12 protein-coding genes are annotated in these 13,008 nt (G+C 73.9%); 6 read left to right on the forward strand and 6 right to left on the reverse strand.

Annotation, left to right across the window (positions count from 1 at the left end):
• Positions 1-191: 191 nt before the first annotated feature.
• Entirely contained in the window at positions 192-458 is a 267-nt protein-coding gene (locus COO58_RS09880; RefSeq protein WP_098744702.1) for a hypothetical protein, read from the reverse strand.
• Positions 459-598: 140 nt separating this feature from the next.
• Here COO58_RS09880 and COO58_RS09885 point away from each other — a divergent pair, with 140 nt between their 5' ends.
• Both COO58_RS09885 and COO58_RS09890 read left to right on the forward strand, forming a co-directional pair.
• Entirely contained in the window at positions 599-1,219 is a 621-nt protein-coding gene (locus COO58_RS09885; RefSeq protein WP_098744704.1) for an L-threonylcarbamoyladenylate synthase, read from the forward strand.
• A gap of 76 nt (positions 1,220-1,295) precedes the next feature.
• Entirely contained in the window at positions 1,296-2,870 is a 1,575-nt protein-coding gene (locus tag COO58_RS09890) for a Na+/H+ antiporter (protein ID WP_176558784.1), read from the forward strand.
• Between the two features lie 39 nt (positions 2,871-2,909).
• Here the strand turns inward: COO58_RS09890 and COO58_RS09895 are convergent, their stop codons facing one another.
• Complete coding sequence (locus tag COO58_RS09895) at positions 2,910-3,842, reverse strand: superoxide dismutase (protein ID WP_098744706.1); 933 nt, start codon at positions 3,840-3,842, stop codon at positions 2,910-2,912.
• A 132-nt stretch (positions 3,843-3,974) separates the two neighbouring features.
• Here COO58_RS09895 and COO58_RS09900 point away from each other — a divergent pair, with 132 nt between their 5' ends.
• Entirely contained in the window at positions 3,975-4,817 is an 843-nt protein-coding gene (locus COO58_RS09900) for a S1 family peptidase (protein WP_098744707.1), read from the forward strand.
• A gap of 10 nt (positions 4,818-4,827) precedes the next feature.
• Here the strand turns inward: COO58_RS09900 and COO58_RS09905 are convergent, their stop codons facing one another.
• Both COO58_RS09905 and COO58_RS09910 read right to left on the reverse strand, forming a co-directional pair.
• Positions 4,828-5,160 carry a putative quinol monooxygenase gene (locus COO58_RS09905; protein ID WP_091574278.1) on the reverse strand — a complete coding sequence of 111 codons (333 nt, stop codon included), beginning with the start codon at positions 5,158-5,160 and terminating at the stop codon, positions 4,828-4,830.
• Between the two features lie 38 nt (positions 5,161-5,198).
• Positions 5,199-6,167 (reverse strand): hypothetical protein, encoded by a 969-nt coding sequence (locus COO58_RS09910; protein ID WP_098746224.1) that lies wholly within the window; start codon positions 6,165-6,167, stop codon positions 5,199-5,201.
• Positions 6,168-6,342: 175 nt separating this feature from the next.
• On the opposite strand from COO58_RS09910, the gene COO58_RS09915 reads away from it, so the two are divergent.
• On the forward strand, positions 6,343-6,648 hold the full coding sequence (locus COO58_RS09915) for a DUF1330 domain-containing protein (protein WP_098744709.1): 306 nt from the start codon (positions 6,343-6,345) through the stop codon (positions 6,646-6,648).
• A 21-nt stretch (positions 6,649-6,669) separates the two neighbouring features.
• Here COO58_RS09915 and COO58_RS09920 read toward each other — a convergent pair whose 3' ends face one another.
• Positions 6,670-7,413 (reverse strand): N-acetyltransferase, encoded by a 744-nt coding sequence (locus tag COO58_RS09920; RefSeq protein WP_255292573.1) that lies wholly within the window; start codon positions 7,411-7,413, stop codon positions 6,670-6,672.
• Between the two features lie 242 nt (positions 7,414-7,655).
• Here COO58_RS09920 and COO58_RS09925 point away from each other — a divergent pair, with 242 nt between their 5' ends.
• Together COO58_RS09925 and COO58_RS09930 are read left to right on the forward strand one after the other, a co-directional pair.
• Positions 7,656-9,296: an ABC-F family ATP-binding cassette domain-containing protein gene (locus COO58_RS09925; protein WP_098744712.1), complete on the forward strand. Its 1,641-nt coding sequence runs from the start codon at positions 7,656-7,658 to the stop codon at positions 9,294-9,296.
• Between the two features lie 10 nt (positions 9,297-9,306).
• On the forward strand, positions 9,307-9,729 hold the full coding sequence (locus tag COO58_RS09930; protein WP_098744714.1) for a thioesterase family protein: 423 nt from the start codon (positions 9,307-9,309) through the stop codon (positions 9,727-9,729).
• A 69-nt stretch (positions 9,730-9,798) separates the two neighbouring features.
• Here COO58_RS09930 and COO58_RS09935 read toward each other — a convergent pair whose 3' ends face one another.
• Positions 9,799-13,008, reverse strand: coding sequence for a hypothetical protein (locus tag COO58_RS09935; RefSeq protein WP_098744715.1), 3,210 nt, complete (start codon positions 13,006-13,008; stop codon positions 9,799-9,801).

The raw sequence follows: 13,008 nt of genomic DNA on the forward strand, positions 1-13,008 counted from the left end.
GATTAGGTTCCGGTTACGCGTCCGTCAATGTCTCGTTACCAAAGAGAGCGCTCTCTTGACCGCCCCGACACCCCCGGGGCGAACCTCCGAAACGCTCCTGACCAGGGCCGACGGGAACAGGACAGCACCGCCCTCCGCCGTACCCGATGCGGCGGCGGAGGGCGGTGCGCGGCTTTTGCGAGTTGCGGCGCTCAGGCGGCGGTCGCGGCGAGCCGGTCCATACCGGACACCGGCGCCGGGACGACGCCCGGCTGCTCGCCGCCGCCGGCGCGGCGCGGCCCGGGCGCGACGGCCGACCGCGGCGTGCGGGCGGCGGTCAGGCCGAGCTGCGCGGCCTCCCAGGCGGCGCAGGGCCACGCGGCGCCGGCGCAGCTCGGGCTCGCGCACACCCGCTCCGCGTCGGGCTGGTGCGCGTCGGCCACCGCGGCGGCCAGATCCCACAGCAACGGATCGGTCACCTCGTCGGGACGGTCGGTGACGCGCTCTGTGCTGGCTTCGACATGATCGGTCCCCCCTGTCGTGAACGGCCCCCACCTGTTTCCGGAACCGGCCCCCGGCAAACCTGCGCCCGGCCCGCCGCGGGCATAGGCTGGCCGGCGTGGCGAGGTACTACGACCTGCATCCGGACAATCCCCAACCCCGGGTGATCCGGCAGGTGGTGAGCCTGCTGCGCGACGACGGGGTGATCGTCTACCCGACCGACTCCTGCTACGCGTTCGGCTGCCGGCTCGACAACCGGGCCGGCGTGGAGCGGATCCGGGAGATCCGGCGGCTCGACGACCGGCACCCGTTCACGCTGGTCTGCGCCGACTTCGCCCAGCTCGGCCAGTTCGTCAAGCTCAGCAACGCCGTCTTCCGGCAGGTGAAGTCCGTCATCCCCGGCAGCTACACGTTCATCCTGCCGGCGACCGCGGAGGTGCCCCGCCGGTTGCAGGACCCGCGCCGACGGGTGGTCGGGGCCCGCGTGCCGAGGCACACGGTGACCCAGGCGCTGCTCGCCGAACTGGGTGAGCCGCTGCTCTCCAGCACCCTGCTGCTGCCCGGTGAGGAGGAGCCGATGACCCAGGGCTGGGAGATCAAGGAGCGGCTCGACCACCTGGTCGACGCCGTGGTCGACGCCGGCGACTGCGGGCTCGAACCCACCACCGTGGTCGACCTGTCCGGCCCGGAGCCGGAGATCCTGCGCCGCGGCGCCGGCGACCCCGCCCGCTTCGAGTAGCGATCGGCCCGTTCCGCCCCGCCGGACCCGCCTCGTGCGGCACGGTGGACCCGGCGGACGGTGACGGGGGTACGGCGTGGACGCACTCGTGCTGATCACGGTGCTCGGCGTCACCGTGCTCGTCGGCACGACCATCGGCGGCCGCTACAGCGTCGCCCCGCCCGTGCTGCTCATCTCCATGGGCGCGCTGCTCGGGCTGCTGCCGCCGTTCGACAACGTGGTCCTCGAGCCCGAGGTCGTGCTGGTGCTGTTCCTCCCGGCGATCCTCTACCGGGAGAGCCTGGTGACCAGCCTCCGGGAGATCCGGGCCAACCTCGCGGTGATCGTGGGGCTGGCCGTCGCGCTGGTGATCATCACGATGGTCGCGGTCGCGTACGTGGCGCAGGCCCTGGGTGTCGAGCCGGCCGCCGCCTGGGTGCTCGGCGCGGTGCTGGCGCCCACCGACGCCGCCGCCGTCGCCGGCCTGGCCAAGCGGATGCCACGCGGCATCCTCACCACGCTGCGCGCGGAGAGCCTGGTCAACGACGGAACGGCGCTGGTCCTGTTCGCGGTGACGGTCGGGGTGATCGCGGGCGGGACGGTGCCCGGCCCGGTGGTGCTCACCGGCGAGTTCGTCGGCAAGTCGCTCGGCGGGGTGGCCGCCGGGCTGCTCGTCGGCGGGGTGGTGGTGCTGATCCGCAAGCACGTCGACGACCCGATGCGCGAGGGCGGCCTGAGCATCCTCACCCCGTTCGTCGCGTTCCTGCTCGCCGACGCGGTAGGCGCCAGCGGGGTGCTCGCGGTGGTCGTCTCCGGGCTGCTGCTGTCCTACGCCGGTCCCCGGGTGATCCGGGCCCGCTCCCGGGTCACCGCGTACGCGTTCTGGGACCTCTCCACCTTCATGATCAACGGCAGTCTGTTCGTGCTGCTCGGCATGCAGGTGCCCCGCTCGTTGCGCAGCATCACCAGCCACTCGCCGATGGCCTCGCTGGGCATCGCGGTGCTGGTCGCCCTGGTCGTGGTGGTCACCCGGCTGGCCTGGGTGCACCTGTCGGTGACCGCGCTGCAGCGCGTCGACCGGCGGGAGTCGCGGCGGTCCCGTCACTTCGACGCCCGGATGCGGACCGCCGCGGGCTGGGCCGGCTTCCGCGGCGCGGTCTCCCTCGCCGCGGCGCTGGCCGTGCCGGTCACCATGCACGACGGGACCCCGGTGCGCGAGCGCGACCTGATCATCTTCGTCACCGTGGTGGTGATCGTGCTGATCATGGTGGTGCAGGGCACCACGCTGCCGGCGGTCGTCACCTGGGCCGGGCTGACCGGCGACCGGGAACGCGACCACGAGGTGCGGTGGGCCCGGATCCGGGCCACCGAGGCGGCCCTGGAGGCGCTGCCCCAGGTCGCGGCCGAGCTGGGTGCCTCGTCGGACACGGTGGACCGGCTCCGGTCGGACTACGAGGACCACCTCGCCGACGTCCGGCGGCCGCCCGACGAGGCGACGGGGGAGGAGCGGGAGGCAACCCGCAGGTTGAAGCTGGAGCTGCTGGACCGCAAGCGGCGGGAGGTCACCCGGCTGCGCAACAGCAACCAGATCGACGACGCGGTGCTGCGGCAGCTCCAGGCCGGCGTCGACATCGAGGAGATCCGGCTGCTCGGCCCCGAGGTGGAGGACTGAGCCGGACGGCCGCGCCGGACCGGCGCGGCCGCCGGTGGCTCAGCGCCCGTCGATCGCGACCACCGTGTACGGCGTGGTCGGCGTCGGCGGCGTGGTGAAGCGGGCGTTGGGCAGGTAGAGCCGACCCTGGGCGGCGGCGACCGTGGTCGGCACGTCGAAGTCCGGGTCGGTGAGGATCCGCCGCAGCGTGCCGGCGGTGCCGGCGCGGTTCAGCTCGACCAGCGCGACCTGGTTGAGCCGGTTCTGCACCACGACCAGCGTGCGGCCGAGCAGCAACAGGCCGTCGCCGTTGTCGAACCGGTGCCCCGGCACGTCGACGGCGGTGGTGACGCCGGTGGCCGGGTCGACCCGGAACAGGGTGCCGGTGTTCGACTGCACCACGATCAGCGCCCGCCCGTCCGGGGTGGGCGCGATGCCGTTCAGGTTGACGCCGGTGCCGCTCTGCTGGAAGTCGCCGGTGAGCCCGAGCGTGGTGAACCCGTCGGCCGGCGGCAGCGCGCCGCCGCGCCCCAACGGCAGCCGGTAGAGCACCGGTCGGTTCGAGTCGGTGAACCAGGCGGCGTCCCGGGTGAGCACCACGTCGTTGACGAACGTGGGGGCGCTCGCGAACTGGTAACGGGCGAGGACGGCGCCGGTCCGGGCGTCGACCACCCGCGCGTCCCCGGCGGTGCCGCCGGCCACGAAGAGCCGGCCCCGGGGGTCGACCTTCAGGCCCAGCGACGGGGTGCCGGTGGGCGGGCTGAGTCGGGCGCCGGCGCCGGTGACCAGGTCGGCGCGGTAGATCTCGCCGGTGGCCCGCGAGCCGAGGTAGGCGTACCGGCCGGCGGCCGCGATGCCCTCCGGCTGGAAGCCGTCCGGCAGCGCGAGGACGGTCGGCCGGCGGTCGTGGGCGGCGGCGGGGGTGGGGGCGACGGTGCTGACGAGCGCGGCGGTCAGGGCGACGCCGAGGGCAAAGCGGATGCGTCGGTTCACTGTGCACCTTCCGGGTCGACGGTGGGGCCGGAACCCGCCCCACTGTACGTTCGCCGACCGGCGCTTGAACGGATGCGGCTGAGGGTCGATGCTGAGTGACATCGACTGGCAACGATGAAAGAGGTGTCCCGGATGCGCCGACCCGCGCTCGTCACCCTCGTCCTGACCGCCCTGCTGGCCGCCACCCCGGCCGCCGCCCGGGCCGCCGCGGCCCCGCACCCCGACCCGGGGGCGCTCGCCGCGATCCGGACCGCCGGCACCGCCTGGGGGCACGACCCCGCCACCGGCCGCCCGGCCGTCACCGTCGACGACACGGTACGCGGGCCCGCGCTGGCCGCCGTGCGCCGCGACGCCGCGCGGGCCGGGGCGGTGCTGCGCCACGAGCCCGGCCGGCTGCGCACGCTCATCGCCGGCGGTCAGGCGATCTACGGCGGCGGCGGACGCTGCTCGCTCGGCGCGAACGTGCGCAGCGGCAGCACGTGGTACCTCGTCACCGCCGGGCACTGCACGAACCTCGCCGGCACCTGGTACGCCGACAGCGCCCGCACCACGGTGCTGGGCAGCCGTGCCGGCAGCAGCTTCCCCGGCAACGACTACGGCGTGGTGCGCTACACCGGCACGGTCGCGCACCCGAGCGCCGTGTACACCCACCCGGGCCAGGTCACCGTCTACGGCGCCGGCTCCGCGTACGTCGGGCAGGCGGTCTGCCGCAGCGGCGCCACCACCGGCGTGCGCTGCGGCACGGTGACCGGGCTGAACCAGACCGTCAACTACGCCGAGGGCAGCGTCAGCGGGCTGATCCGCACGAACATCTGCGCCGAGCCCGGCGACAGCGGCGGCCCGCTCTACGTGGCCGCCACCGGCACGGTCCTCGGGATCCTCTCCGGCGGCAGCGGCAACTGCACCAGCGGCGGGACCAGCTACTACCAGCCCATTCTGGAGATCCTCGCCGCGTACGGCCTGACCATCCCCTGACCGGCGCGGCTCACTCGTCGCCGGGCACGGCCATCTCGCCCAGGCGGGACCAGTCCTGCTGTGGCACGGTCGCGTTGACGATCCGCGGCGTCTCGGCCAGGTGCGGCGGCAGCGTGCGCTGCGCCTCGCGGAAGTGCGCCGACTGCACGTGCGCCGCGCCGGCCGCGTCGTCGCGGAACGCCTCGACCAGCACGTACTCGGTCGGGTCGTCGAGACTGCGGGACCAGTCGAACCACAGGCAGCCGGGCTCGGCCCGGGTCGCCTCGGTGAAGTCGGCGGCGATCCGCGGCCAGGTGTCGGCGTCCTCCGGGCGGACCCGGAACTTGGCGGTGATGAAGATCATGGCCTCAGGCTACCCAGGTCGGGTGGCCGACGCGCGGGTCAGCCCTTCGTCGCCGACCCCAGCAGCTCGGCCGCCCGGCGGTCCGCGAAGGCGGTGACCGCCTGCTGCCCGGCGCCGAACACGATGGCCACCCCGAGCAGCGCGGCGGTGCTGTTCACGGTCGTCTCGACCAGACCGCCGATCACCAGCATGATGCCGACGACCGCCACCAGCGGGCCGATGGCGAGCTTCAACAGGCCCTGCTGGAACGGCAGTTTGTAGGGCAGCCCGCCGGACCGGGACGTGATCATCGAGGGCAGGGCGCTGATGAACGCGCCGAGCGCCCCGGCGATCAGCACGAAGAACAGCAACCGCCAGGCCGGTACGCCGGCGGCGTCGACCGGCGCCTTGAGCAGCCGCACGTCGTGGCTGCGCCACTGCACCAGCACCACCAGGACCTCCGCGACCAGCGCGAACACGGACAGCCCGAGCATCCGGTTGCGCAGCCGGCGCACCGACTCGTGGAACTCGTCCGACACCGAGTGGTAGCGCAGCAGCAACGCCTGGGCCTTCGCCCGGATCAGGGCGGGCGTCGCCGCGTCGGCCACCGGGTCGAGGTCGGTGAGCACCTTGTCGTCGGCGGCGAGGAACTGCGCCGCCGCGCCCCGGTACGCGCCCAGCAGGCCGACCAGCTCCTCCGGGGTCCGCAGCTCCACCATGGCCCGCTCGACCGAGTGGACGGTCTGCCAGGCGTACTCCAGGTTGCCGCCGCGCAGCCACTCGACCACGCCGCTGCGGCCGAGCACCGCCTCCACCCCGGACAGTTGGGCACGCAGCGCGGCGGCCCGGTCGGGATCGCGCGCCGCCAGCGCGGTGAGCTGCTGGTACAGGTCGTCGAGCTTGGTGCGGACCCGGACCTGCCACACCGCGGTGGGCACCCCGCCGCCGGGCGGGAGCACCGGCCGGCTCGCCGGCACCGTCCCGGGCTGCTCGGGTACGGCCTCGGGCTGGGTCTCCTGGTCGATCATCGCGTCCACCTTCCCCCACGCCGCGCGGCGTAACGCGCGACCCCTGCGACCAGTATCCGCAGGTCAGAGCCATGATGGCCAGAGCACTTCGGACATCCGACGCTGGTGCGTGCGGACGTCGACCCGGTCCCCACGGAGGACACCGTCGACGTCTACCGATCGGTAGCCTGACCCGGTGACCGTCTACGCCCTCGCGCAGCTCACCGTTCACGACCGGGCGCGCTACGACCGGTACGTCGCCGCCTTCCTGCCGGTGCTGGCCCGCCACGGCGGCCGCCTGCTCGCCGCCGACACCGCCCCCCGGGTGGTGGAGGGCGAGTGGCCGCACGACAAGGTGGTCCTCATGTCCTTCGACAATCGCGAGGACTTCGAGCGCTGGTCCACCTCGCCGGAGTATCGCGCGATCTCCCGCGACCGGGAGGCCGCCACCGAGGGGGTGGTGCTCCTGCTCGACGGCATCGGTCACGCCTGGCCGGCCTGAGCCCGCGCGGTACGGCCGGTCTCAGAGCCGGTGCCGCACCCACACGTTGGCCTCCACGTACGCCGCGTGGTCGTGCGCGACGTCGACCAGCACCGGCGCCAGCGCGCCGGGCACGTGCACCGGGCCGCTGGTGTCGAACGGCAGGCCGGTCCAGCGCCGCCAGTCGGCCAGCGTGCCGGTGACCGCCATCGACCTCGGCGCGACCCGCTCGACGACGCCGCCGGCCCGCACGTGCACCCGCAGCCACGGGTCCTCCGGCAGCCCGTCCGGGCGCCGGCGCGCCGCGTACTCGGCCATCGGCACGTCCGGGACGGCTGCCTTGCCGCTGGGTCGCACCGGCGCCACCAGCGTGTCGAAGCCGTGCCGTGCGACGGCGGCCCGCATGGCGGCGAGCATCAGCGCGGACAGGCCTTCGCCACGTCGGTCCGGGCGGACGCAGATCTCCAACGCCGAGACCAGGTTGGGGGCGGACCCGGTGAGCCGGCCGAGCGTGGCCCGCTGGATCATCCGGTCCCAGCCGCCGTCGGGCAGCTCGTCCTCGGTCCAGCGCAGCGGCACCGCGTACGCCCGGGCGACGACGCGGTCCGGCTCGGCCGGGTCCACGGCGGCGAAGACGAACTCGGGATAGAGCTCGTCGGCGACGCTGTAGTAGACCGAGCCCATCGGGTCCCAGAGCATGAACGGCGGCCACGCGCCGTCGAAGCCGTCGTCGAGCAGCGGCGCGAGGTCGGGACGCTCGGCCAGGGTCATGATCGTCAGAGTCACGGCGGGCACGGTAGGCGGTCGCGGCGAAACTCGCACGCCGGTTTCCCGCTGGTGGGCTATGGTGGTCGGGTCCCGCCGAGGAGTGGAGTGATCATGGCAGGTGACGACGACATCTCCGGGTGAGAGCCCCGGAGGGCCGCCGACGCGCATCCCGCGCCGTCGCCGCGGCCCCCTTCGTCGTCCCCCTGTCTCCCGCCGAGCGCCGTGTCGCGCTCCGGCGTTCCTTGCCTCCGAGGTCGATCATGTCCGACGCCTACGTCGTCAGCTCCGCGCTCTCCTTCTCCTGGCCGGACCAGACTCCGGTCTTCACCGACCTGTCCTTCTCCGTGCCCGCCGGCCGAACCGGCCTGGTGGCGCCCAACGGCACCGGCAAGACCACGCTGCTGCGGCTGATCGCCGGCGAGCTGCGCCCGAGCGCCGGCACGGTCACCGTGCGGGGCGTGCTCGGCTACCTGCCCCAGCACCTGCCCTTCGCCGTCGAACAGACCGTCGCCCAGGTCCTCGGCGTCGACCGGGCCATCGCCGCGCTGCACGCCATCGAGGGCGGCGACGCCCGGGAGGAGCACTTCACCGCCGTCGGCGACGACTGGGACGTGGAGGAACGCACCCACGCCGAGCTGGACCGGCTGGGCCTGGGCGAGATCGCGCTGGACCGCCGCCTGGGCACGCTCAGCGGCGGTCAGGTGATCTCCCTCGGCCTGGCCGCGCAGCTGCTGCGCCGCCCGGACGTGCTGCTGCTCGACGAACCGACGAACAACCTCGACGAGGACGCCCGGAACCGGCTGACCTCGGTGCTGCGCGGCTGGTCCGGTTGCCTGCTGGTGGTCAGCCACGACCGGGCGCTGCTCGACGAAATGGACCGGGTCGCCGCGCTCGAAGCCGACGAGATCCGCTGGTACGGCGGCAACTACACCGCCTACGAGCAGGCCGTACGCGCCGAGCGGGAGGTCGCCGAGCGGCAGGTCCGCAGCGCCGAGCAGGACCTGAAGCGGCAGAAGCGGGAACTGCAACAGGCCCGGGAACGGGCCGCCCGCCGCGCCTCCACCGCGGCGCGGAACCTGCCCGACGCCGGGCTGGCCCGGATCGTCGCCGGCGGCCTGAAGCGGGACGCCCAGGTGTCGGCCGGCCGCGCCGCCGAGACGCACGCGGCGCGCGTCGGCGACGCCCAGAGCCGGCTGGACCAGGCCAGCCGGGCCGCCCGCCAGGACGACCGGATCGTCATCGACCTGCCCGACACCACCGTCCCCGCCGGCCGGACCGTCTTCCACGGCGAGCGGCTGCGTGCCGAGTACGACGGACGCCCGGTGTTCGCCGGCGCCGGGATCGACCTGAGCATTCGCGGGCCGGAGCGGATCGCGCTCACCGGCGGAAACGGCGCCGGCAAGTCCACCCTGCTGCGCCTGGTCCACGGCGACCAGCCGCCGGTCTCCGGCACCGCGACCCGGGTCGAGGGCCGGGTGGCGTACCTGTCGCAGCGCCTCGACCTGCTCGACCCGGAGCGGACGGTCGCCGAGAACCTGGCGGTGTTCGCGCCCGGGCTCGCCGACGCCGAGCGGATGAACCTGCTGGCCCGGTTCTTGTTCCGCGGCGACCGGGCGCACCTGCCGGTGCGGGTGCTCTCCGGCGGCGAGCTGCTGCGCGCCACGCTGGCCTGCGTGCTGAACGCCTCGCCCGCGCCGCAACTGCTGCTGCTCGACGAGCCCACCAACAACCTCGACCTGGACAGCGTCGCGCAACTGGAGAGCGCGCTCGGCGCGTACCGGGGGGCCCTGCTCGTGGTCAGCCACGACCCGCGCTTCCTCGCCGCGATCGGCGTGGACCGCTGGCTGCGGCTGGCCGACGGCACGCTGGTCGAGACCGCCGCGCCGGAGGTCGCTGACTAGGCTGCCGACCATGGCAGATCCGTTCCGGGTCCGCGTCACCGTGCGCGGCTACGAGCTGGACACCCAGGGCCACCTCAACCAGGCCGTCTACCTGCAGTACGCCGAGCACGCCCGCTGGGAGTGCCTGCGCGCCGCCGGCATCGCCCAGGACCGGCTGATCGCCGGCGGCGTCGGGCCGGTCGCCCTGGAGGTGACCGTGCGCTACCTGCGGGAGCTGCGCGGCGGCGACGAGGTCGACGTGACCTGCGAGTTCCGTTGGGGCGAGGGCAAGACGTTCCAGATCGTGCAGGACTTCACCCGCCCCGACGGGACCCCGGTCGCCTCGGTGACCGGGGTCGGCGGGCTGCTCGACCTGACCGCCCGGCGGCTGGTGCCCGACCCGCGCGAGCGGTTCCGGGCGCTGGCCGCCGACCCGACCCCGATGGGCCTGTGAGCCGGCCCGGGCCCGTCGCCACGTGCCGCACCGTCGAGGGCCTCTGACCCGCCGTGCCGCCGGCTCGACCTATGCCCGGCCGGTGGTGCCGCGACGATGCTCGGCGATCAGCGCCGCCACCCGGCGCTCCCAGTCCTCGACCGGATACCGCGCCGGATCGTAGGGCGCCAGCGTCGGTGGCTGGACACCGAGCTCGCGCAGCAGCGCCGCCGCCTGGTCCAGCTCGAACCGCCAGACGTACGGCTCACCGTCCGCCCACGCCCGCACGTAGGCGGCCCGGGCGTGGGTGACGGCCCTCCCGGTCGCGCCGAGCAGGTGCCAGATGGTGGCCAGCGTCAGGTAGGGCGCGTCCCGGTGCGGGGACAATCGGGTCGCCGCGTCGCGCGCGGCGACACGCCGGTCCGGATGGGCTCGCAGCTTCGCCAGTGCGAGCTGGGCCTCCGCTGCCAGGTCCGGCACGTCGATCTCGTTGGCCATGCGGACCGCGTCCTCGAGCGGGGCGACGGCGGCCGCCGGGGCGCCCGTCGACAGCAACCACTCGCCGCGCAGTCGGCGCAGGTCGCGCAGCACGGGCCGGGACCGGCGTTCGATGGCGATCTGCTCGGCCGCCGTCAACTCCGGATCCTTGAGCAACCCCTGCGGATACCGGACGTGTCGTAGATAGGCGAGTTCCGCCATGGCGGGCTGAACGATCTCCAGGGGTACGTCCCGGTCCATCGTCTCGATCAGCGTCCACAGTTGCTCGGCCTCCCGCCAGCGTCCCTGCCGGCCCAGGAAGGCCAGGAGGTGGACGCGGGCCTGAAGGGCGGTGCCCGGGTCGGTCGGAGGAACCACGACGAACTCGTTCGCGAGCTCGTAGGCTCGCCGGGCGAGGGCCGGACGATTCAGCCCGACTTGTGCGATGCCGTAGTTCGCGACATCGGTTCGCAGGGACACGGTGGCCTGAGACTCCAGGTCCAGCGCGATGCGGAATCGGACAAGAGCCACCGCCTGCTCGTACATGCCCAGGCGGAAGAGCGCTCTGGCCGTCGTGCTCAACAGATATGTCACATCACTCGGTGTGACCTCTGACGTCAGGGACCAGTCCGACCGGAAGATGGGTCGGGTCAGGGCGACGACCTCGTGGTACGCCTCCAGCCGCACCGTCATCGCCCCGGCGAGCCCTGCCCCCATCATCTCGCTGACGTCCGCGAACCGGCCGAGCTCGATCATCGTCTGCGCCACGGTGATGGCATCGCTGAGATGGTCGAGCGTGACGGCACTCCGGTAGGGGTCGTCCTGTGCCTGGCGGGAGAAGTGGTCAATGATCCGGTCGCCCAGGGCCCTCAGGTCGGCGCCGCGAAGGGTGGCGCGAGCGGTTGCCCGCACCACCGGGTGCAGATCCCATCGGCCCGCCCGCCGGTCGTACTGGACCAGCCCGCGCCGCTCCAGGTCACCCACCGTCCGGCGAAGGGCCGAGGTGGCGCCGGCGGCGGTCGGACGCGGCCTGAGGGCGTCCAGTGCCTCCAGGGTCGCGTAGTCGACGGACGTGACCAGGAGACTCAGCGTCCAGAGCAGTTGCCGGCTCTCCGCGTTCAGCGCGTTCAGCGCGTCGCGCAGGATGTGGTTGCGTTTCTGGACGAGGTCGAGGCCACCGATGTCGAGCCGGCCCCCGTGCTCCGGCGCGGCGGCCCACACATCGAAGTTGCCCCGGTCGGGCAGATAGTCGTTGATCAGCCCGGCCACCACGCCGATGACCAGCGGGTGGCAGTCGCAGTGGCGCTGGAGGAAGTCCTGGATCCGGTACGAGTCGCCCCGGATGCCGCACGAGCGCAGCAGCGCCTCGGCCTCCGGCGGGCGGAGGCCGGGCAGGCGTTCGACCACCACCCCGGGAATCGGCTGACCGGCGGCGTTGACGAGGACGCGGGGGGTGAGCCGGGAGGTGACGAGGATCTTCGACGGCCCCACCCCGGCGAGCTGACGCAGGAGTTCGTCGTCCAGCGGACGGATCGCGCTGCGCGGGTCCCGGCTGGCGATCTCGTCGGTCCGGCCGGCCGTCTCGTCCGCCAACCGGCTGGCGTCGGAGCGGTGGTAGGCGACGAGCACGCGTTCCAGGCCGTCCAGCACCAGCAGCCACGGCTTGCGGTCGAGCTGGTGCAGGAGCAGTTCGGTCAACCGGGCCTGCGGCACGCCCTCGAAGGACTCCACCGACCGGCCGGTCATGTACGCCAGGGCGCGGCGGCAGAAGTCGGCCATCATCGCGCCCTTGTCGTAGAACGAGTACCACATGCGACCGGCCCAGTCGGTGCGCGCGCCCGGGGCGTGGTTCGTGATCCACTCCCAGGTCAGCATGCTCTTCCCGGTGCCGCCGATGGCCTCGTAGAGCAGGACGGGGTGCGGCTGCGCGGGCATGGCCCAGTCGGTGAGGCTGGCCAACTGGGCGGCACGGCCGGTGAAGGCGTGCGATCCGATGTACCGGGGCTCGGCGTACAGGGCGGGCCGGGTCGGAAGGTTCCGCTCCGTCTCCTCGGACTCGGCGAGGACGAGCGGGGCGCGGGGCCGGGGGACGTGTCGCCTGTTGCGCAGCCACGGGAGCTGCCGGGCCCAGGCGACGTCGTTGTGGACGGGCTGGTTGTCGGGCGGCAGGAGCGCGGCGGCCGCCTGCCAGAGCTGGGTCGGGGTCAGGTGGTCGTCCGCCTCCGGGTCGCCCTCCATCGCGCGGAGCAGGGCCGCGGTGAACAGGGTCGTCTCCGCCGACGGGGGCGCGGAGGCGGTCGAGGACCGGTCGGCGGCTCCCAGCAGGTACCAGCCCGCCGACTCTCCGGCGCGCACGGCGACGCCGGGGAGGTGGGCGGCGGCCCGACCGGAGTAGCAGCAGTCCAGGATCACCATGCGCTTGTCGGCCCGGCTGCCGCCCGCCGCCCGGACCAGGTCGGTGACGGCGACGCCGGTGGCGCGCGGGTTGGTGCGGTCGGAGTCCCGCACCGCCAGGCAGAGTTCGGCGCCGACCGGCTCGGCGTGCCCGACGAAGTAGATGAGGAGGACGCCCTGGCGATCGACCAGCCGGCCGGCGTCGGCGACCACGCGCAGGACCGTCGCCCGGTCCGGGTCGACGAGTTCCACCAGGCGCATCGGGCGGGACAGGCCCCAGACGTCGTCGCGGGCCAACTCGTCGGCCAGGCGGCGGACGTTCTCCCGGGCCGCCGGCACGGACGGGTAGTCGGAGCGGGGATAGTCGGTCACGCCGACGAGGACCGCCACCGACTGCATGGGGTCGGCCCGCCCGTACGGCCACGTCAC

Source organism: Micromonospora sp. WMMA1996, from assembly GCF_002573675.1.
GTDB lineage: Bacteria > Actinomycetota > Actinomycetes > Mycobacteriales > Micromonosporaceae > Micromonospora > Micromonospora sediminicola.

What these genes read in the sequence shown, in the direction of transcription:
- COO58_RS09905 (WP_091574278.1), bottom strand. Translation starts at nt 5,160, where the DNA reads ATGATCTTCATCACCGCCAAGTTCCGGGTCCGCCCGGAGGACGCCGAC.
- COO58_RS09930 (WP_098744714.1), top strand. Translation starts at nt 9,307, where the DNA reads ATGGCAGATCCGTTCCGGGTCCGCGTCACCGTGCGCGGCTACGAGCTG.
- COO58_RS09900 (WP_098744707.1), top strand. Translation starts at nt 3,975, where the DNA reads ATGCGCCGACCCGCGCTCGTCACCCTCGTCCTGACCGCCCTGCTGGCC.
- COO58_RS09925 (WP_098744712.1), top strand. Translation starts at nt 7,656, where the DNA reads ATGTCCGACGCCTACGTCGTCAGCTCCGCGCTCTCCTTCTCCTGGCCG.
- COO58_RS09910 (WP_098746224.1), bottom strand. Translation starts at nt 6,167, where the DNA reads ATGATCGACCAGGAGACCCAGCCCGAGGCCGTACCCGAGCAGCCCGGG.